Here is a 20065-nt window from a genome sequence, read left to right as displayed (position 1 = left end):
GAACCCCATGATCTCCGACCAGAAAATCGACGCCTTGATCGCTCGCTTTGAGGGGATTTCTGCCCGGCTTGCGTCCGGCGCGGAAGCGGACGAGTTCGTCCAGCTCTCGCGCGACTACGCAGAACTGGAGCCGGTTGCCGAGCAGGCCAAGCAGCTGCAGAAAACGCGCGATGAGCTGGACGCCGCACGACAGATGCTGGACGATCCAGACCTTGATGACGAAATGCGCGCGCTGACCGTGGAAGAGGTCGCCAGCCTGGAAAGCCAGCTTGATGCGCTTCAAAGCGATCTTCAGCTGGCCCTGCTGCCGAAAGACAAAGCCGATCAGGGCGGCGTGATCCTCGAAGTGCGCGCGGGTACAGGCGGCGATGAAGCAGCACTTTTCGCGGGCGATCTGTTCCGCATGTATCAGCGCTATACGCAACTTCGCGGCTTTAAGCTTGACGTGCTGTCCACCTCCGAAGGCGAGGTTGGCGGCTTCAAGGAAATCATAGCGGAGGTTAAGGGCACCGGTGTCTACGGACTGTTGAAGTTCGAGTCCGGCGTGCACCGCGTTCAGCGCGTGCCGGAGACCGAGTCTGGCGGCCGCATTCATACGTCGGCAGCCACGGTGGCGGTCCTGCCCGAAGCCAAGGACATCGATATCGAGGTACGAAACGAAGATATTCGGATCGATACCATGCGGGCATCAGGCGCCGGCGGCCAGCACGTGAACACGACCGATTCGGCGGTGCGGATCACCCATCTGCCAACCGGTATCGTCGTGACCCAAAGCGAAAAATCACAACACCAGAACCGGGCACGCGCGATGGAGATTCTCAAGGCGCGTCTGTACGACGCCGAACGGCAAAAGGCGGCGGACGAGCGCGCGGACGCGCGCAAAGGTCAGGTCGGGTCCGGCGACCGGTCCGAACGCATCAGAACCTACAATTTCCCTCAAGGTCGCGTGACCGATCACCGGATCGGTCTGACCTTGTATGCACTCGATAATGTTCTTGCCGGCGATGGCCTTGATCAGGTCATCGAGCCGCTCATCGCCGCCCATCAGATGGAACTGTTGGCAGCAAGCGAGGCGGCGTGACGCCGACGATCGCACAAGCGGTCGCGCTCGCACGAGAAACAATTGCGAAACGCCCGTTCAGCGACGCCATGGCAGAGGCGAGGCTGCTGGTCGAGGCCATCACCGGGCTGAGCAAAACCGAACAAATCGCCTTCGACATAACCGCTTTGACGCGGGAGCAGGCGGATCGATTGGTGGCGGCTCTCGCCCGCAGAGCGGCTGGCGAGCCACTGGCGCGCATCCTTGGCAAAGCACCCTTTTGGGACTTCGAAGTGTCCCTGAATGACGCCACACTGATCCCACGTGACGATACAGGTCGGCTCGTCGAGGCAGCCCTTGAACGCATTTCAATCACAAGCTCTCCGCATGTCGCCGATCTGGGCACCGGGAGCGGCATAGTCCTCATCGCCCTTGCCCGCGAGCGCCCACATTTGACCGGTCTTGGCATCGATAGCGACGCAAGGGCTGTCGAACAGGCGCGCAGCAACGCGCGCGCCTTGGGGGTCTCCGACCGCCTGGCCTTTCGCATGTCACAATGGTTGCAAGGCGTGGACGAGCGCTTCGATATGATTGTCTCCAATCCGCCGTACATTCGCAATGGCGAGCACCGCTATCTGCAGGAAGAGGTCCGCAAACACGACCCCGAACAGGCGCTGATCGGAGGGACTGATGGTCTTGACGCCTATCGCGCCCTGCTGCCGCAAGCCATGCGCGGCACCGTGCCTGGCGGGTGGGTCATCGTCGAGATCGGCCATACGCAGGCCGACGCTGTGGTGAAGCTGGGAGCACAGGCAGGCCTGAGCCCGGTTAGTACGGATAAGGACTTATCTGGCAACGACCGGGTCTGCATTTTCCGACGACCCTAGTGTTAGAGACCCGCAGCGACGGTGAAGGCGCGCCTGCATCACCGCTATGTCCTGATACGCGGAAAAAAGGGTTGGAAATACGTCGCGAAGCAGGTAGGAGTTACAGGACTGCCGAATAGCAAAGCACAACTCGCGAAGCGGTGAGCCTGCAATTCGCACCATGTGCCAAGCTTTTGGGGGCAGTGGTAGACGAACCTGACAATTGAGCCCGCATAGTGCGCAACTGAGGAGCATCTCACAGGATGCCTCCATTTGTTTGCCATGGTGCTCAGTGAGCGGCAGGGATCTGGCGTGGACCGCGGGACAGCGAGGTTCACCCAAGCGTAGAGCCAACCTGACCTTTTCATCACTTAAGAGACCAAACCCTTGGCAATGAGACCCGGTCAATCCAACAAACGTTCGCGTGGTCGTGGGCGCAAAGGGCCCAGCCCGCTTTCCCGAGGCTATGAATCGAACGGCCCGGACGTCAAAATTCGTGGCACCGCACAGCACATTGCGGACAAGTACATCAATCTGGCGCGCGATGCACAATCTTCCGGCGATACGGTGCTGCACCAGGCGTACATGCAGCATGCCGAGCACTTTTATCGGATCGTCGCCTTAGCTCAGCAGCAGATGAACCAGCCGATCAATGTCCGACGCGCCGATGATCCGATTGATACCGCCGACAGCAACGATGATGATGAGCGCGAAGGCTTCGACCCAGCCGACCCCGATGCGCCGCAGCCCGATGTTCGGGGTCAGAACCAGGCCAACGGGCGTGATCGGGATCGGAACGATGATGACGGGGAGCGGCGTGGACGTCGCAATCGAGGCCGGGGGCGACGCGGCCGCGACGATGGACGCGACGAAGCCCGGGCGGCCGATAGCGATCAGGAACGTGGATCGCGTGATGGGCGTACCGAAAAAGCCAATGGCTCAGCCGAGCACGAGAAAAACGGCGCCGCTGACAACAATCAACCATCTCAAAACGGCAACGAAGCCAGCGACCCTGCCGCGACCGTTGAACAAGACGGCAGAAGCGAAGCAGCTGCAAGCCACGCGGAGCCCAATGGGGAGCAGGCGGAGCGCCCGCGTCGCGCACCGCGCAGCCGGAAAGCGAGCGTCGATGTCAGCGATCGCTTTGACGAACCGGGCAGCAGCGAGACCAGCACGGAACAGCCTGCCGCGGAAGTTGCGGCAACGTCGGACGTGCCTGTTCAGGCATCATCAGACGAAAAATAAAAGCACGCGTCTCCGACAACCACGAACATTCAAGTCATTGCGCATATGGGCCGTAGAGCTCGGCAGAGACGGCTGGGCCGACCGCTTACCCTACGAACGCCGAGTTCCCGATTTCATGCAAGGTGAACAGCGTCCCCCGGTCGTATCGTACCAGTATCCATAATCCTGGCGTACAGACCGATCGATCGTGCCCCGCGAAGCCCCATAATGGTGCGCAAACTCTCTCGGTCCATTTCCGCCGTCTCGGGGTTCACGTCGATGGCGCGGCAACGGTTTATGACCTCGGCAACCTCAACTTGAACGTCCCCAAGTTTGAGTATTTTGCCGACAAGCTCTTCTTCGGACCACGCGTCCCATCCCGCGATGAGAACGTTCGCCCGCAATCGGCGCGGATCGAAGGTCGATCCAGATGCCTCGGATACTGCGTCAAGCGTCGCTTGGTTCTGGATGGAAATCCAACGGTCGGGGACATCCGTGAACCCGTGCCCACCTGTCCGGTCTTCGGCACTACACAGCCGCAGAGGCCCGCGCACGCCATGGTTCACAAGTTCAGCGGTCAACGCTTCAAGATCATGGGGGATATCGGGGTCAACAATCAGAGCACGACCGTCAAGCGTGTCGACAAGCAGCCTGGCCGTTGTTTCGTCGTAGCGCGCTGACAATCGACCTGTTTGAGGCTGGTGAACCATACACACGAAGTGTCGTTTGGCGATGTGCACAGGAGCATCGGGCGCAAAGCCGGATGGTCCATTCTCTATTGCGAATGCCCGATCAAACGGAAAAAGCTCACCGGGCGCGACGGACACTGTTGCGAGTTCTTCCCCGCCAAAGCCTTTAACAGGCCATCGCCAGAGGTTCGCGACATGGGCCGTCAATGGCCATCTTCCGGTAGCGTAGGGAGCGCAAAAACCTCGATACCCTCTTCATCAAGCGATGCCGCCTCCTCTATCGAAGCCCGTCCACGGATCGGGCGCTCATCGGTCTCTCCGTGATGCATTTTGCGCGCCTCTTCGGCGAAGCGGTCGCCGACATCATCGCTGGTCTGCTCGATGTGGGTGCGTAGCTTCCGGACGGCCTCGACATAGGCTTTGACGGGTTCGGGCGCGTCTTGCAGGCCCGCAGCAAACCGCGCTGGCGTGCCTGGGCTCGGCAAAACCTCACCATCCACCGGACCTGCAGCCTTCTGACCAGAAGCGGGAACCGCAGGCCCAGGCTTTGCGCCAGCCGATTGAGCAGAAGCCACAGCGGACTGAAACGCCTGCTCGATTTGCTGCGCGGCTCGCTCTCGTCGGCGCGCGGTCGACACGTTCGGTGCCATCAAACCCCGTCTGACATTTGTTTCACCGCAGGTTGGGCATACAACGAGCCCAGCCTCACATTGCGAGTCGAAATCCGCATTGCCACGAAACCAGCCATCGAAGCTGTGTCCGTTCACGCAGACCAGAGTTAATGAAATCATGCGACAGCCTGCGCTGGCCGAGCATCCACGGCGTCGATCGAGAAGGCGCGGTCATGTTGGAGCGCTGGAATTTTGCTCCGAGCTGCCGCAACCGCTTCAAGGCCAACCTCAGCGATCAGCAACCCTGGTTGATCGTCAGTTTTTTCGGCAAGAACGGTACCCCATGGATCGATCACCAGGGAATGGCCATAGGTTTCGCGGCCATCCGCGTGCGTGCCAGCCTGAGCGGCAGCGAGCATAAAACTGCCGGTTTCAATTGCACGGCTTCGCAGCAGCACATGCCAATGAGCTTGCCCAGTTTGCCGCGTGAACGCCGCCGGCGCGGTTATCAGGTCAGCACCCGTCTGCGCTTGCGCTCGGAAAAGCGACGCGAAACGAAGATCGTAGCAAATCCCAAGACCGATCTGCGGGCCACCTTCAGTCGCGCGCGCAACAACACATCTGTCGCCAGGTGCATAAATCGCGCTCTCTCGCCAGCTTTCGCCGTTGTCGAGGTCGACATCAAACATGTGGATCTTGTCGTAGTGGGCGACCATGGCGCCGTTCGGGCCAAAAAGGTGCGCCCTATTGCCGAAGCGGCCATCGGAGAGCGGCACTGCCATGGACCCGATATGGACGGTCATCGCATGCTTCGCGGCAATGGCTGAAAAACGTGATTGAGCGTCCGCAACCCGCTCAGCGGTAACCTGCGCAGACAGACGCTTACGGTCCCGTTCGATCAGGGTCGTCATCTCCGGCGTCTGCGCATACCGCGCCCCGGCCTTCCCCGCCTGCTCAAGGTAATCGCAAACCGTCTCAACATTCTCATCGTGATCACGGCTCGCGCAAAGCTGAATCAATGCAACTTTCATACTCTCATCCCTCACGCGGACAGCATCGAGTCTAGTTTGCCCGCCCTCTCGAGAGCAAAAAGGTCGTCACAGCCACCAATATGGGTTCCAGCGATGAAAATCTGCGGAAAGGTTGCGCGACCGCCGGACCTGTCGACCATTTCGGCTTTGACCTGCGGCTTAAGCGTTGCGTCATGCTCGACGAAGCTCACACCCTTTTGGTTGAGCAAACCCTTTGCACGACTGCAAAAACCGCACATCGCCCTGGTGTAGATTGTAACTTCGGCCATGACTGTCCACTCATCGATGGTGGGGCCGAACCGCCGACCCCTACGTCTTTTGATTATAGTGAGAGCGAACGATCTGGCAAAACTGTTGTTGCGAAAACCAATGCATCGACACTTTGAGGCCGCGACAGCGGAGGCAATCGTTTAAGGGTTTGGGCCAACGCGTTCAACGTCGCGCCGGTTGTATGAACATCATCAATCAGCACGACCCGCTTATTCGCAAGGCTCGCCTCACCCTCTTTTCCGACGGCGAACGCACCATCAACGTTTCGCAGTCGATCGCCACGCGACAAAGCAGCTTGTTGCTTCGTACGCTTGACCCGGCGCACGGCACGATGATTGGCAATGCCGCCTGTAGCGGATGCAATCGCCTCTGCGAGCAACCCTGACTGGTTGTATCGTCGGCCAATCTGTCGAAACGGGTGAAGTGGAACGGGAACAAGAATGGTATCCGGCTCGCTCAGCAGTTTGCGACCGGCACGGGCCATCATGGCACCAAGGGAGCGGGCAAGGTGCCGTTGCTGATTGAACTTCAGCGCATGAACGAGTTGCGGAGCAACACCCTCATAGGCACACACAGCGCGCAGCCGATCAAACGCGGGCGGGCAGGCGAGGGCTTCCGCTGACACGGCGCCCGGGCCTAAGTCGTAGGACAGCGGCAGACCAAGGCGATCACAGACCGGTTCTTCGATCCACGGCACCATGCGCCAGCAAGCGCCGCACAATCCACCGTCGCTTTGCATCATCGTTTCGCAAGTGGGGCAGATGGGCGGTATTGCGAAATCGACCAGCCGGTTCAAGGCGGCTCGAGCAGCTTTGAGCGGAGACGCCATCAACGGTGCTGAGGAGCCCCCCGAGCTGTGATGACGAGAATGCGGCGAAGATGCCATTTGACCCCACTCACTGCCTGCGCTGACGGCACACGACCTAGCCACCAAATTCTGCGGCACCATTGCTGCACACTTTTTGAGCATGCCCCGCCACACGACGTAGGCCAGAAGTTGTAAGCGACCGCAAAAGAAGAGTCATGAGCAATTTTCCTATCCGGGCCCAACCCATCGGGAAGGGTGTTGGCGCACGGCAGAGATGGCTGTCTGCAGACGGACATAGCGGCTGGCGCTCGCGTGGGAGCGGCAAGCCGGCCTATATCTTCAGGCGTTGCTTCGCCTTAAGGAAAGTGGACGAGAGCCCCGCAGGATGAGGATCTCGTCACCAAAACCCGTGCAATCGCGATCCTTGCCAATCGAGTCTGACCATTTGAAACCCGAACCAGCAGCGCCTCACGTCTTCGATCGCGTCCTGTTGCAAAAGCGGCGGCAACGCGCCCTCATGGCGTCTCTCCGACCCCGCGCGCGCGATGGCGGTTTTCTCTTGGATCAAGTTGGAACTGAAGTTCGCGAGCGTCTTGACGCCGTCGAACGTCACTTTGACTTGGCCGTAGACCTCACGGGGGACGATGGGCGTACAGCGGATCTTATGGCTTCAAGCCATCGGGTGGGGAGCCTGATCGACCTAACGGCCGGAAGCGCGCAGGGCACGGCTACCTCTTCTCATCAGCTTCCCCGTGCGGTTGCCGATGATGAGTGGCTGCCGCTTGCTCCGCAAAGCCTTGATCTGGTGACGTCGGTGCTCTCACTGCAATGGGTGAACGACCTGCCTGGTACGTTAATACAAATTCGCCGTGCGCTCCGGCCAGATGGGCTTTTGCTCGGCGCGATGATAGGCGGCAACAGTCTGCATGAACTCCGCGCAGTCCTTGCTGCGGAAGAAGAGGAAAGCACCGGAGGTGTAACACCAAGAGTTGCGCCATTTGTCGACGTCCGCGACCTTGGTAGCCTGTTACAAAGAGCCGGCTTCGCCTTACCGGTGACCGATGTCGACACCATCACAGTCCGTTATGGCAACCTGTTCGTCCTGATGGCAGATCTTCGCGCAATGGGCGCAACGAATATTCTGAACGGCCGCACACGTGTTCCCTGGACTAAGGGCCGCGCTGTACGAGCGGCCCAGATTTACGCTCAACGCTATGCCGACGAGGACGGGCGCATTCGTGCGACCTTTCAGGTTCTTTCCTTTTCCGGTTGGGCACCCTCCGACGGACAGCAGAAACCGCTCCGCCCCGGGTCAGCCAAGGCACGATTAGCTGATGCTCTGGATACCTCGGAACTGCCTGCAGGCGACCAGACGCCCCGCAAACAAAGGTGACGTCCGATCAGCGGGATGTGACGACATCGGGGATGTCTGCGTAACTCTCGGCCAGTCGCTCGCCTGCTAGGTAGACGGTGATGATAATTGCAAGCGCAATCCCAGCGATCATGATGGTGTATTCGACCGCCGTAGCACCCCGATCATCATGGGCGAAAAGTTTGATGGTGTTTTTGAACCGCCGCATGCCGATACCTTTCAACCGTAGACCATCTGCATACCGCTGTACGGTTAAAGGGTGTTTGCATGGGGCGCGCCGGTTCCGACCACACTTAACAAGGCCTTGTCTAGACCGTTAAAGCGCAATCCGTGCGGGCCCTTGCCCTTCACTGTCCCGCCAGAGCAACGGCTTCAGACCCGACGTCGTTTCAATGCGCGCTGCATCTAGGCAGGCCTCATGGAATGGCTTCGGCCGTGCAAAATAATATCCCTGCACCATGTTGCAGCCCATATCGCGGACAACATCCAGTTCGGCTTCCGTTTCCACACCTTCAACAACGGTTTGTAACCCCAAACCGCTACTGAGACCCACGATCCCCTGCAACAAGCGACGCTTCTCGGCGTCTTGATCGCACTTGTGGACAAAGGACCGATCGATTTTCAGCCGGTCAAACGACAGCTTGTCCAGATACTTTAAGGATGAGTATCCAGTCCCGAAGTCGTCCAGCGCCATCTTGACGCCAAGCTGCTTAAGCTCGGCAAACAGACTTTGGATACGCGGTAAAGACGTGTCCTCGAAAACACTCTCAGTTAGCTCGACTGTCAGCAAATGAGCAGGAAAGCCGGTCGCGTTCAACGCATCGCGAACGTCTGCCGCCACGTCCCTGTGCCATAGCTGCGCAACTGAAACATTGACGGCCATGTTAAGTGGGGCGCCACCCGCATCAAGCCAGGCTTTGCCTTGCGAACACGCTCGCTTGAGCATCATGGCGCCGATCGCGCCGATCATGGGTGATGCTTCAGCGATGGGAATGAACATATTGGGTGGAACGACACCTCGTTCGGGATGTGTCCACCGCACAAGCGCCTCGAAGCCCGCGATCGAACCATCCTTGATGTCGACCTGTACTTGGTAGTGAGCGTCAAGCGCGTCCGCATTGACGGCATCGCGTAGGTCGCTCTCAAGCGCAACACGCTCACGCACTGTTGCATCGAGCTTGTCATGAAACAGAACATGCCGGTTCCGCCCAAGCTCTTTGGCCCGATACAGCGCAAGATCGGCAAACCTCATTGCCTCATGGGGGTCGTTCGTTTGCTCAGGCACCATCACCATGCCGATGCTGGTCGTTACGTGCACTGCGCCATCTTGGAGATTAAAGGCACCAGCGAAAGCGCTCTTAATGCTCGAGCCCAAGCCGGAGACGTCTCTCGAATGAGCTAAATCGCGCGCGATCACCGCGAATTCATCGCCCCCAAGCCGGTAGACCGCTGCCGACGATGTAACCGCGCCCACCAACCGAGACGCGGCCGTTCTGAGCAACTCATCACCTGCAGAGTGCCCCAGCGTATCGTTCACCTCTTTAAAGTTATCCAGATCGAGCAGGAGCAGCCCGGCCTTGTGATCTGAACGGTCACGATTGGCGAAAAGCGCGTCCAAAGCGGTGTTGAAGGCAGCCCGGTTGCCCAATCCCGTGAGCGGATCGCAATAGGCAAGCCGCTCCAACTCACGCTCGGCTTCCTTGCGAGCGGTGATATCCTGGACGGTGCCGTACAAGCGGACGACTTTACCCGCCGAATCCCGCTCCGCTTGTCCAACCACCGTCAGATCGATGAAGTTGCCATTGGCATGACGCCAGCGGATATCAGCCTGCGCATTGCCGTCGTGTTTGAAGACCGTGCGATGGGCGGCAAATATGGATGGCCGACACTCGCGCGCGATAAACGTCATCAAACGACGGACCGAAAGCTCAGCGAACCGATCGCTCAACCCAACAAGGTTGCGGTACGCCTCGGTAAGGTGGACGGTATCGGTTGTCCGATCGTACCACCACGCACCAAGCTTGCCCACCTTGTATGCCCGACCAAGCTCCTGCGCGCGCTCGGCGGCAAGCTTTCGCGTCTGCACATCATCGGTGACGTCGCTTGCCGTGCCTCGATAGCCGAGAAAGGTACCGTCTTCGTCAAAGCGTGGATTGCCATTGCTGCGCAACCACAGCGCGACACCGTCATCAGTGAACGCTTTGTACACAACGTTCCGGAAGGGCTGGCGATCAACCATCTGCTCACGAAGGTGCCCAAAGGTTTCGCGATTCTCTGGGACGTCTTCAAGTGCGAACCAGTCCACTCCGACATAGCGGTCACTGGGAGAACCGGTCACCTTCTCGATGGCCTGGCTCATCATGGTGAACTTGAAACTATCGTCGATCTCCCACATCCAATCCGATGCAGTGTCGGCGAACTCCTTCATCACGGCTTTCTGATCTTCAAGCGCCTGTTTTGCCAGCATCTCCTCAGTGATGTTGCTGCCCGTGCCGCGATAACCGACGAACTCACCGTCCTCATCATACTGAGGATTACCGCTGATGCGCCAGTAGCGAAGCTCTCCAGCGGCGGAGTAGGCGCTGTAGACAAAATCCCGAAAGGGGCGTTGGGCTTCAAGATCCGCGATATGGGCCGCAAACACCTCGGCATTGATTTGCGCATCGCCAAGCTCGGTGCGAACACGCCCAATATAGTACTCAATCGGAAAGCCCGAGTGCTTCGTCACCGCATCGCTGATCATTGTGATGCGATGATCGCCATCGCTTTCCCAAAGCCAGTCTGAGCCGGTCGCGGCAAACTCTTCCATCTGCCGCCGGCGGCGTTCAGCAAGGTCACGAGCCTCAATTTCCGCGGTCACGTCCGAACCGGTACCACGGTAACCGATGAACGCCCCATCGTTCGAGAAACGAGGGACTCCATTGACCCGTATCCATCGCAGGGAACCGTCTGCATCGGGAAGTTGGTAGATTAGATCGCGAAAGGCGCGCTTCGCGTCGAGGTCTTTCTGATGCGCCTTCAAGACTTCTGAATTCTTCGGATAATTTGCAAAATCCAAGCGGCTCTTGCCGAGGTAGGTGCGTGCAGGGCGCTTATTCTGCAACTCGAACGAAGGCGAAAGATAGGTGACGCGATGTTCTGTATCCGCTTCCCACATCCAGTCCGACGCGGTCTCCGCGAAGTCCTGCATAGCCTGTTTGCGCTCTTCAGCAGAGTTCCGAGCTTCGATGAGTTGTGTCTCATCGGTCAGCGAGAATACCGGTTGAAGTCGCCCACCTGATATCCGTAGCAGGAACGCCCGGCCGTATCGCGCCTGGCTATCGGGCAACTCCCGTTGCACCACCACAGTTCCGTCACTCGCGCGCATGATCCGTTCTGCCTCATCAAGCGAGAGCGGCCGACCATAAAGATCACCGAGTAAACACGGCGGCGTATCACCAAAAACATCCCGCAGATCGCTCAAGGTTTGCAGGAGGAAATCTTGCACCGAACCGTCTTTGCGTATGGGCTCAAGCGTGCCACCCACGATGCCGGTGTCCCGTCCGAAATCGGCAAGCAGCTCGCGGACACCCATGAGCGGACGTATGAGCGCAATCACCAATTCGTCACCGGTCCCCGACGAGGCCGTGACCGGCAGCAAAAGCCGCTGCCAACTGTGGGTATGGTGCGTGATGACCGCCCGGTTTATCGAATAGAGCGGCTCGCCAGCTTCGAGCGCGTTACAGTAGCTTTGACGGAAGAAGCCGGCAGCCTCCCCTGAAAAGTCGGCCGTCGATAGGCCCGTCATGTCCCGGCCCGAATTGCGCGCCACTTGGGCACCGTAATGGAGGTAACGGAAATGCTCGGCGTCTAAACGCTCCACGATTGCAAGCTGGTCGCTAAACCCGGCAAGCGGTCCGGAATGAAGGTCCAGTAGGTCGTCAAAATGAGCACGCGATCGAACCGCCTTGCGCCAGGCGTCAACCAGAGGCTGCATATCGGCAAACCTCTGAAGATCAGGCTGCGTCAATGGCCGCAACACCGCCTGCATTTCCGGAAACAGTTTGCTCACCGACCCACCCAATGACCGCACAGCCTTAACGGGTAGCTCAGCAGCGTTCACGCGGGGTTAATTTCGCCAGCTCGCATTCGTAGTTTTACAGAAGGTCAATCAACGGCGCGATCAGTGGCCCGTCTGCGTCAGGCATGGGGTAATCGCGCAAGCGGTTAGGTCGCACCCAGGCCAGCTCCTGGCCCTCACGCGAAACCGGAACGCCGCGCCATTTGCGGATCACGTATAGAGGCATCAGGAGGTGGAAGTCATCGTATCCGTGACTGGCGAATGTGAGGGGCGCGAGACACGCTGTTTCAGTCTCGATGCCCAACTCCTCCCGCAGCTCTCGTATCAGGCTGTCTTCGGGCCGCTCGCCCTTTTCGATCTTACCGCCCGGGAACTCCCAGAGCCCCGCCATGGCCTTACCTTCAGGCCGTCTTGCGATGAGCACCCGGTTGTCTGCATCGACAAGTGCTGCTGCGGTCACAAGCACAAGCCGAAGGGTCATGTGCGGTAATCGCCGTTGATGGCCACATAGTCTTTGGTCAAGTCGCAGGTCCAAACGGTCGCCGATCCAGAGCCGATCCCCATGTCCACCCGCAAAGTGATGTCTGGCTGGCGCATGACATTTGCCGCATCTTCCTCCCGGTAGTCGGGGTCCCGCGCCCCACCAACCGCCACCCGAACGCAGCCAAACCAGATTGTCAATTTGTCGCGGTCTGCAGGTTCTCCCGCTTTACCAACCGCCATGACCACGCGCCCCCAATTGGCGTCCTCGCCCGCGAAAGCGGTCTTGACCAGCGGCGAATTGGCGATCGACCGAGCTACCCGGTCAGCACTGGCATCAGACGATGCTCCGGTTACTTGGACAGTAATGAACTTGGACAGACCCTCACCGTCGCGCACGATCAGATGCGCCAGGTCGAGACAAAGCTGATCCAAGGCGTCGCTGAACTGCTCAATCCTTGGATCGTCAGCCGCTTGAAGGGGGACACTTGATAGACGCTTGCCTGTGGCGAACAGCAGAACAGTGTCCGACGTTGATGTATCACTGTCGATCGTGATGGCGTTGAAGCTTTTGGCCACCGAGCGCTTGATCATGGTGTCCAGCAACGATTGGGAAATCGCTGCATCGGTCACGATAAAGGCGAGCATCGTTGCCATATCGGGCGCGATCATTCCCGCGCCTTTTGCGATGCCCGTCAGGGTGATCGACTCACTGCCAATGGCGACTTCACGGGACAACGCCTTCGGAAAAGTGTCAGTCGTCATGATCGCTTCAGCTGCGGCGACCCAAGCGTCTCCGGCATCAGAAAGCGAAGCAACAAGGCTGTCGGCGACGCCCGCGAATTTCTCGGCTGGTAGCGGTTCACCGATGACCCCTGTCGACGCAAGCAGAATTTCACCGCTGCGCACGCCTAAGGCGCGCTGGACATACTCGGCAGACCTTGCAGTCGCTTCCCGGCCCTTCATGCCGGTGAAGGCGTTTGCATTTCCGGAGTTCACCAGCAGCGCTCGCGCCTCACCCCCTTGCGCACCATCTGAAAGACGCTCTTTGCACCAGTCAACGGCGGCGGACGGACACGCTGACCGCGTTAAGGTGCCGGCGACGACCGTACCCTTGCCGAACGCCATCAACAGGACATCGCGACGACCGGCGTGCTTGATCCCTGCTTCCGCTGTCGCAAGGCGCACCCCATCGACCGGCAATGGCGAAGGGGGCTGCTTAGGCGTGAAGGGCGAAGGGAAGCCAGGCGCCGTCATCAATTCACGCCGCGTTGGCGGTTAAGGCCCCGTCTGCCACCGTCACTGAGGTGAAGGCGGCTCAAGGCCCTCGACATTGTAGGTTATGTCCGCTTCCTCACGCAGATTGCCTAGGACCGCGGTGAAGCGCTCATCCAACAACTCCTGACGAAGGGTCTCCGCTTGCTCTTCGAAGGCCGGCGGGGCTGTGTTCCGTGTTTCCTCGACTTGAATGACATGGAAACCGAACCGGGTCTCGACCGGCTCCTGTCCGTAGCTTCCAGGCTCGATCCCGAAGGCTGCCTCTTCAAATGCTGGCACCATACGGCCGCGCGTAAACCAACCAAGATCGCCGCCGTTTGGTCCGCTGGGCCCGGTGGAATGCTCCTGAGCAAGCTCAGCGAAGTCAGCGCCACCGTTGAGCTGACCAATCAGTTCGCGCGCCGTTTCTTCGCTTTCGACGAGAATGTGCCGTGCGCGGCGCTCTTCGGTCGGCTCAAAACCGGCCACAAAAGCATCGTATGCGGCTTGCACATCGTCATCGCTGACACTCGCGGCAATCACTTCAAAAAGGTAGGCGGTCCGCAAGGTTCGGGCCTGCTGATAGGCCATACGCTGCTGGAACTCTTCGCTGTCGTCGAGTCCCTCCTCCTCAGCCTGCATGGCAAGCAGGTGCAAATCGATCAAGACGCTGACGATCGCCGGCAGCCTTTGCGGAGCTGGCACTTGCTGAAGTTGCCGAGAAAAGTCCTGGCCCGCAAGACGTGCTTCGAACTCGGTGATCTCATGGCCATTGACTGTAGCAAGCACCGTATCGGGCGTGAGGGTCTCCTGGGCCCATACCGGGGCTGACCCCATGGCCACGACGAGACCACCGCCCAGCACAGCGCAGGCTGATGCTCCCGCCAGAAAACGACGGCAGTTTCGAAGCACAGAACGTATCATGGGCAATTCCTTATCGGCTCAATCATGGTGTGGGTCGTTGCCCGCGAATAGTGGACGTTCATCAGTCCGACATGCGCAACTGGACAGAGGGGGTGCAGCACATTCGATGCGCGTGCGAGCCTTACGCGCTTGAAAATGTGGTGGGACCATGGCGGTGTTTGCGCACGTTGACAAGCAAAAGGGCCATTCTTATCTGTGAAGCGCCTTTTTGCAGGGCGCGCGCCCAGACGTGCCTGCCCATTCACCATCGACAGTCCGCCCCAGCTCGGCTCCACCTCTCGGGCGATTGTGGGTCGTCGATACGCTTTCATGCAACCGCATCACGCGGCCGCTTCCGGTCCGGCGACGATGTGGGGAGATCATACCCGCCATGCTCGGCCTCGGTTCTATCGCCTCCAAACTGTTCGGAACCTCGAACGATCGCATCGTCAAGGGCTACCAGGCCCGCGTCGAGGCAATCAATGCGCTTGAGGCGCAGATGCAGGCGCTTTCAGACGCGGAACTCAAGGGCAAGACGGAAGAGTTTCGTGAACGTCTGGCTGGCGGCGAAACCCTCGACAAACTTCTCATCGAGGCCTTCGCTGTGGTCCGGGAAGGTGCAAAGCGTGCATTGGGCCAGCGCCATTATGACGTGCAGCTGATTGGCGGCATGGTTCTGCATGAGGGCAAGATCGCGGAAATGAAGACCGGTGAGGGCAAGACGCTGGTTGCCACACTTGCGGTCTACCTCAACGCGCTTGAGGGTGAAGGCGTCCATGTTGTGACGGTCAACGATTATCTGGCCCGTCGCGACGCCGCCTGGATGGGTCAGGTGTATGGCTTTCTGGGCCTGACGACCGGCGTCATCGTTCACGGCCTGACCGATGAAGAGCGCCGCGCGGCTTATGCATGCGATGTGACGTACGCAACCAACAACGAGCTTGGGTTCGATTATCTTCGCGATAATATGAAGTATCGCCGGACGGAGATGGCGCAGCGCGCGCATCGCTTTGCGATCGTCGATGAAGTGGACTCAATCCTCATCGATGAAGCCCGCACGCCGCTGATTATTTCAGGCCCGCTTGCAGACAAATCCGAGCTTTACAACGCTATTGACGGGCTCGTTGCACAACTGGGCGACGACGATTACGAGATCGACGAGAAGCAGCGGACAGCCAACTTTACCGAAGATGGCTCCGAGCACCTCGAAGAAATCCTGGCTACGGCAGGGCAGATCGAAGAGGGCACCAGCCTGTATGATGTCGAGAACATCCAGGTGGTCCATCATATGAACCAGGCGCTGCGCGCTCACAAACTGTTCCAGCGCGACAAGGACTACATCGTCCGCAATGGTGAGGTAGTCATCATCGATGAGTTTACCGGTCGCATGATGCCCGGTCGCCGGTTCTCCGATGGCCTACACCAGGCGCTTGAGGCCAAGGAAAAGGTTGCTATCAACCCCGAGAACCAGACACTCGCGTCGGTCACCTTCCAGAACTATTTCCGCCTGTACGACAAGCTGGGCGGCATGACCGGCACCGCCTCCACCGAAGCGGAGGAGTTCGGCGACATTTATGGTCTCGAGGTGGTGGACATCCCCACCAACGTTCCGGTGGCCCGCATCGATGATGATGATGAGGTCTATCGCACCTTTGAGGAGAAATACCGCGCGATCGTCGCGCTCATCGCCGACTGTGCGCACCGCGGTCAGCCTATTCTTGTCGGAACCACCTCAATCGAAAAGTCAGAGCTGCTCTCACAGATGCTGTCGGACAAGAAGGCGGTGGCAGCGATTGCAGATAAGCTTGAAGAGCAAGCCGAGAACACCGGCAAGGGCGAAGCGGACTTTGCAGGCTATCTGCGTGAAACGGCTGAGTATCTGCGCGAGAAAGTCAAAGCCGCAAAGGGCAAAAAACCCTGCATTGAGCACCAGGTTTTGAACGCACGCTTCCATGAACAGGAGGCTTTGATCGTTACCCAAGCGGGCGTACCTGGCGCGGTGACGATTGCCACCAACATGGCCGGTCGCGGGACCGATATTCAGCTAGGCGGCAACGCCGACATGAGGATAGCCACCGAGCTGGCGCAAATGGAAGACTGCGCGGAGAAGACGGAAAAGACAGCTGCAATCCGTGAAGAAGTCGCCAAGCTCAAGCAGCAAGCGCTCGATGCCGGTGGGCTGTATGTGGTCGGTACGGAACGCCACGAGAGCCGCCGGATCGATAATCAGTTGCGCGGTCGATCTGGCCGTCAGGGCGACCCAGGCCATTCGAAGTTCTTCCTATCGTTGCAAGACGATCTGATGCGCATCTTCGGATCCGACCGAATGGATTCGATGCTACAAAAGCTTGGGCTCAAGGAAGGCGAAGCAATCGTCCATAACTGGATAAACAAGGCGCTTGAGAAGGCGCAGCAAAAAGTTGAGGCGCGCAACCTCGATATCCGCAAGAATCTGCTCAAGTACGACAATGTCATGAACGATCAGCGCAAGGTGGTCTTCGATCAGCGCCTTGAGCTGATGGAAGAGGATGACCTGACCGAGCCGGTCAAGGACATGCGCCATGACGTGATCGAAGATTTGGTCCGCGCGCACATTCCTGAGAAAGCCTATCCTGAGCAGTGGGAAACAGCGGGGCTCGAAGCCCGCGTGAAAGAGGTCTTCAACCTCGACCTCCCCGTCGTCGCGTGGGCTGACGAAGAGGGTATCGCTGAAGATGATGTCATGGAGCGGCTCACCCGCGCCGCCGACGAAGCCTACGCCGCCCGCGTGGCTCGGTTCGGGCCGGACATCATGCGTCAGGTCGAGCGTGCCATCCTGTTGCAGACGTTGGACGGTCTCTGGCGCGAGCACCTTGCGACCCTGGACAATTTACGCTCGGTGGTCGGCTTCCGCGGCTACGGCCAGCGCGACCCACTTCAGGAGTACCGGACGGAGGCCTTCGAACTGTTCGAAGCGATGTTGGCCAATCTCCGCGAGAGTGTAACCCAAAGACTGATGGTGGTTGAGGTTCAAACCGAAGCGCCGCCGCAGCTTCCAACGGCTGACGACGTCCCCGGGCTAGCACCTCAAGGTCTTGGTGGGCCCCAATTGTCGCCCGCAATGGCAGCCGCTGCGGCGGGTATGGCCGCTCTGCGAGGCGAGCCAATGCCCGTAGCGGCGCCGGAGCGCGATCCCGATAACCCTGAGACATGGGGGAAAATTGGGCGCAATGAACCTTGCCCCTGCGGCTCGGGCAAGAAATACAAGCACTGCCACGGCGGCTATTAAGCCCCTGCTTTCCCCGTTCGCTTTAAGCCGATAAGCGCGCGCATCGCGGCAATGCCGCATGCCGGACCGAGTGCCATCAACAAAAGCACCGGCGGCCAACCCCACAGCGCTGCGAGCATGGGCGTTACCTGCACGGTGATCATGGTCAGCGCAAAACCGAGCGCGGTCTGCAGCGTCATTAAACTACCGGCTTGATCAGCGGGAGCGTAGTCTGCGACCAATGCCGAGAACTGGGGTGAGTCAGGGATGACGCTTGCGCCCCAGATGAGCAGGACCGCGAGCACCAGCCAAACCGGCCCGCCATAGGTTACAGAGGCGGCGACGGCCGCGAGGCCAGAAATGACCATTGCACCCGTGGCCGCTTGTGCTTTGCCGACGCGGTCCGCGAGATAACCGACAGGAATGCACATCACGGCGCCGATGGCGATGACACCGAAAGCTGTCAAAGGTGCCATTCGTGCCGCTTCAACGTCACCGATGACAAGCGCAAACGAGCTCGTCGCAATCAACCCGACCCAGGCCCACATCGCGTAAAGCTCCCACATGTGTCCAAGGTAACCGGCAATCGCATAGCGCACGCCCTTGTTCGTCCAAGCAGTAAGCGTTGCCTGTGGGTCGAACCGTGAGGACCGCGCGTGCTGTGGCCCAAGCCCAGAACCCAGAGCGAGGAAACCGCCAAGGATGCTCAAAACGGAGGTAATCAGCACCGTCTGACGCCAATCAGCACCGCCGAACACCGCAATCAAATGCGGCGACGCTGACCCCATGGCCACCGATCCCACCAAAGCTCCAACAAGCAAACCGCGATCCTTGGTTCCCCAACCGACGGCGATCTTCATCCCAACGGGATAGACGCCTGCGAGGAGCGCGCCCGTCGCCACGCGCAACGCCACCGCAGCAACGCTGTCGGCGGGAACAATCAAAAGCAGAGCATTCAGCCCGCCCGCTAAAGCCGCGCAAACCGCGAACAGACGGCGCGGATCCAGCCGGTCTGGCAAACCGGAAATTGCCAGTACCAAGGCCCCGATTACGAAACCACCCTGCACCCCGCTCGATAGAGCCGCTTGCTGCCCGCCGGACAGTCCAAACTCAGCCGTCATCCCAGGCAGCACAGCTGCAGAGACGAACCATAAGCTCATGCCGAAGATTTCGGCGACCATGAGAAGCGTGATTGAGCGGGCTTTCATGCGGCAGCCCTACGCCCGCCATCGGCAGGCAGCAAGGCGAAAATCAACGCGTGGCTACCCTTCGATCGTCACCTGCTGCGCGGTGGCTGTGCGTCCTGCGCCTTGCCACGTTTGCCCTTCGAAGAACGCACGCATCGCGGCGTCGAACGCGTCAGGCTGTTGAACGGGCGCAAGATGCCCTGCCCCCGGAATCATGACGAGCTTCGCACCTGAAATTCCGTCGGCAAGAGCTTTGGCATGCTCAGGTGCAAAGGACTGATCCAGGTCGCCACCGATCACAAGTGTCGGCGCAAGGATATCGCCCAGGCGGCTCCGTGTATCGTGCTGCTTCACTGCCTCTCCACATGTCAGCGCGCCCGCAAGGCTTGTCGAGGCGATCATACGCCCGATTGGATCGAGATCGGCGGGACCGAAGCTCTCCAACAGGCCTGCGCCGTACCAGCGTTCCACCGTTTCACCAACCTCAGCCCAAAGACCTTTCGTGCGGAGCACTTCAAGGCGTTCCTCCCAAACGATCTGGGCCGCCGATGGAATTGCGGCACTGGTGCAGGCGAGTACAAGCGATCGCATCCGAGTTGCATAATCAAAGCCAAGGTGCTGACCGATCATGCCACCTATAGACAGGCCACAAACATGTGCACGCTCAATTTGCATATGGTCGAGCAAACGCACGATATCCTCAGCCAGCGAGCCTATTCCCTTGGGAAGATCGGAGGGTTCGGACCGGCCGTGACCTGGCAGGTCCGGCGCAATACACCGAAACATGGGCGCAAAGCGCGCGATCATACCGTCCCACAACGAGCCATTGGTCGTGTAAGCGTGCAGAAAAATCAAAGCGGGTTGGTCGCCGCCAGTATCTGTGTAGTGCAGTTGGCGGCCTTCAAGCGAAGCAAATGGCATGGCATGACGCGTCGTTTGTCCTGCGCCCCAGTATGACCCGTGGGCTTCACGGTGCAAGTTCGCCAGTGGCTGCGCCGCCCGGAGTTGCGCGCGGGCAACG

The 20065-nt window shown here is 59.4% G+C and carries 17 protein-coding genes; 5 read left to right on the top strand and 12 right to left on the bottom strand.

Annotated elements, in window-relative coordinates; translation table 11 throughout:
* The first annotated feature begins 7 nt into the window (after nt 1-7).
* The 3 genes from prfA to AAF739_10120 all read left to right on the top strand — a co-directional run bounded on the left by prfA (nt 8) and on the right by AAF739_10120 (nt 3150).
* On the top strand, nt 8-1081 hold the full coding sequence (gene prfA, locus AAF739_10130; GenBank protein MEM6383022.1) for a peptide chain release factor 1: 1074 nt from the start codon (nt 8-10) through the stop codon (nt 1079-1081).
* Nucleotides 1078-1926 carry a peptide chain release factor N(5)-glutamine methyltransferase gene (gene prmC / locus AAF739_10125; protein MEM6383021.1) on the top strand — a complete coding sequence of 283 codons (849 nt, stop codon included), beginning with the start codon at nt 1078-1080 and terminating at the stop codon, nt 1924-1926. Before prfA ends, prmC begins: the two co-directional genes overlap by 4 nt.
* A 372-nt stretch (nt 1927-2298) precedes the next feature.
* On the top strand, nt 2299-3150 hold the full coding sequence (locus AAF739_10120; protein MEM6383020.1) for a DUF4167 domain-containing protein: 852 nt from the start codon (nt 2299-2301) through the stop codon (nt 3148-3150).
* Between the two features lie 113 nt (nt 3151-3263).
* On the opposite strand, the gene AAF739_10115 is transcribed toward AAF739_10120, so the two are convergent.
* Genes AAF739_10115 through AAF739_10095 form a run of 5 tightly spaced genes read right to left on the bottom strand, consistent with a single transcriptional unit; the run spans nt 3264 to nt 6559 of the window.
* Entirely contained in the window at nt 3264-4025 is a 762-nt protein-coding gene (locus tag AAF739_10115; protein MEM6383019.1) for an MOSC domain-containing protein, read from the bottom strand.
* Nucleotides 4022-4609: a DUF1178 family protein gene (locus AAF739_10110; GenBank protein ID MEM6383018.1), complete on the bottom strand. Its 588-nt coding sequence runs from the start codon at nt 4607-4609 to the stop codon at nt 4022-4024. Before AAF739_10110 ends, AAF739_10115 begins: the two co-directional genes overlap by 4 nt.
* A complete protein-coding gene (locus AAF739_10105; GenBank protein ID MEM6383017.1) occupies nt 4606-5460 on the bottom strand; it encodes a carbon-nitrogen hydrolase family protein in 855 nt (284 codons plus the stop codon). The genes AAF739_10110 and AAF739_10105 overlap by 4 nt, the downstream gene beginning before the upstream one ends.
* 11 nt (nt 5461-5471) lie before the next feature.
* Nucleotides 5472-5729, bottom strand: a complete 258-nt coding sequence (gene grxC, locus AAF739_10100) for a glutaredoxin 3 (protein ID MEM6383016.1) — start codon at nt 5727-5729, stop codon at nt 5472-5474.
* Nucleotides 5730-5782: 53 nt separating this feature from the next.
* Entirely contained in the window at nt 5783-6559 is a 777-nt protein-coding gene (locus AAF739_10095; protein MEM6383015.1) for a ComF family protein, read from the bottom strand.
* A gap of 496 nt (nt 6560-7055) precedes the next feature.
* Between AAF739_10095 and AAF739_10090 the strand changes: the two genes are divergently transcribed.
* Entirely contained in the window at nt 7056-7931 is an 876-nt protein-coding gene (locus AAF739_10090) for a methyltransferase domain-containing protein (protein ID MEM6383014.1), read from the top strand.
* A 7-nt stretch (nt 7932-7938) separates the two neighbouring features.
* Here AAF739_10090 and AAF739_10085 read toward each other — a convergent pair whose 3' ends face one another.
* The 5 genes from AAF739_10085 to AAF739_10065 all read right to left on the bottom strand — a co-directional run bounded on the left by AAF739_10085 (nt 7939) and on the right by AAF739_10065 (nt 14631).
* The gene (locus AAF739_10085; protein ID MEM6383013.1) at nt 7939-8118 is read right to left on the bottom strand and encodes a Flp family type IVb pilin; all 180 of its coding nucleotides are present in this window, start codon (nt 8116-8118) and stop codon (nt 7939-7941) included.
* A gap of 108 nt (nt 8119-8226) precedes the next feature.
* Nucleotides 8227-11961 (bottom strand): EAL domain-containing protein, encoded by a 3735-nt coding sequence (locus AAF739_10080; protein MEM6383012.1) that lies wholly within the window; start codon nt 11959-11961, stop codon nt 8227-8229.
* A gap of 85 nt (nt 11962-12046) precedes the next feature.
* On the bottom strand, nt 12047-12451 hold the full coding sequence (locus tag AAF739_10075) for a (deoxy)nucleoside triphosphate pyrophosphohydrolase (GenBank protein MEM6383011.1): 405 nt from the start codon (nt 12449-12451) through the stop codon (nt 12047-12049).
* Nucleotides 12448-13707 (bottom strand): bifunctional glutamate N-acetyltransferase/amino-acid acetyltransferase ArgJ, encoded by a 1260-nt coding sequence (gene argJ, locus AAF739_10070; GenBank protein MEM6383010.1) that lies wholly within the window; start codon nt 13705-13707, stop codon nt 12448-12450. Before argJ ends, AAF739_10075 begins: the two co-directional genes overlap by 4 nt.
* Before the next feature lie 42 nt (nt 13708-13749).
* The gene (locus tag AAF739_10065) at nt 13750-14631 is read right to left on the bottom strand and encodes a peptidylprolyl isomerase (GenBank protein MEM6383009.1); all 882 of its coding nucleotides are present in this window, start codon (nt 14629-14631) and stop codon (nt 13750-13752) included.
* Between the two features lie 370 nt (nt 14632-15001).
* Here AAF739_10065 and secA point away from each other — a divergent pair, with 370 nt between their 5' ends.
* Entirely contained in the window at nt 15002-17878 is a 2877-nt protein-coding gene (gene secA, locus AAF739_10060) for a preprotein translocase subunit SecA (protein MEM6383008.1), read from the top strand.
* Here secA and AAF739_10055 read toward each other — a convergent pair.
* Both AAF739_10055 and AAF739_10050 read right to left on the bottom strand, forming a co-directional pair.
* Entirely contained in the window at nt 17875-19065 is a 1191-nt protein-coding gene (locus AAF739_10055; GenBank protein ID MEM6383007.1) for an MFS transporter, read from the bottom strand. The genes secA and AAF739_10055 overlap by 4 nt on opposite strands.
* A 54-nt stretch (nt 19066-19119) precedes the next feature.
* A complete protein-coding gene (locus AAF739_10050) occupies nt 19120-19965 on the bottom strand; it encodes an alpha/beta fold hydrolase (protein MEM6383006.1) in 846 nt (281 codons plus the stop codon).
* Between the last annotated feature and the right edge of the window lie 100 nt (nt 19966-20065).

The sequence above is a fragment of the Pseudomonadota bacterium genome, from assembly GCA_039024915.1.
Classification (GTDB): Bacteria; Pseudomonadota; Alphaproteobacteria; order Rhizobiales; family MH13; genus MH13.
This window is presented reverse-complemented; position numbering and strand designations above follow the sequence as displayed.

Excerpts from the sequence above, each read along its gene's own strand:
- AAF739_10105 (MEM6383017.1), bottom strand. The coding sequence starts at position 5,460 with ATGAAAGTTGCATTGATTCAGCTTTGCGCGAGCCGTGATCACGATGAG.
- AAF739_10085 (MEM6383013.1), bottom strand. The coding sequence starts at position 8,118 with ATGCGGCGGTTCAAAAACACCATCAAACTTTTCGCCCATGATGATCGG.
- AAF739_10090 (MEM6383014.1), top strand. The coding sequence starts at position 7,056 with ATGGCGTCTCTCCGACCCCGCGCGCGCGATGGCGGTTTTCTCTTGGAT.
- AAF739_10055 (MEM6383007.1), bottom strand. The coding sequence starts at position 19,065 with ATGAAAGCCCGCTCAATCACGCTTCTCATGGTCGCCGAAATCTTCGGC.
- AAF739_10095 (MEM6383015.1), bottom strand. The coding sequence starts at position 6,559 with ATGGCGTCTCCGCTCAAAGCTGCTCGAGCCGCCTTGAACCGGCTGGTC.
- argJ (MEM6383010.1), bottom strand. The coding sequence starts at position 13,707 with ATGACGGCGCCTGGCTTCCCTTCGCCCTTCACGCCTAAGCAGCCCCCT.
- prfA (MEM6383022.1), top strand. The coding sequence starts at position 8 with ATGATCTCCGACCAGAAAATCGACGCCTTGATCGCTCGCTTTGAGGGG.
- AAF739_10120 (MEM6383020.1), top strand. The coding sequence starts at position 2,299 with ATGAGACCCGGTCAATCCAACAAACGTTCGCGTGGTCGTGGGCGCAAA.
- AAF739_10075 (MEM6383011.1), bottom strand. The coding sequence starts at position 12,451 with ATGACCCTTCGGCTTGTGCTTGTGACCGCAGCAGCACTTGTCGATGCA.
- AAF739_10065 (MEM6383009.1), bottom strand. The coding sequence starts at position 14,631 with ATGATACGTTCTGTGCTTCGAAACTGCCGTCGTTTTCTGGCGGGAGCA.
- secA (MEM6383008.1), top strand. The coding sequence starts at position 15,002 with ATGCTCGGCCTCGGTTCTATCGCCTCCAAACTGTTCGGAACCTCGAAC.
- AAF739_10050 (MEM6383006.1), bottom strand. The coding sequence starts at position 19,965 with ATGCCATTTGCTTCGCTTGAAGGCCGCCAACTGCACTACACAGATACT.
- grxC (MEM6383016.1), bottom strand. The coding sequence starts at position 5,729 with ATGGCCGAAGTTACAATCTACACCAGGGCGATGTGCGGTTTTTGCAGT.
- AAF739_10110 (MEM6383018.1), bottom strand. The coding sequence starts at position 4,609 with ATGATTTCATTAACTCTGGTCTGCGTGAACGGACACAGCTTCGATGGC.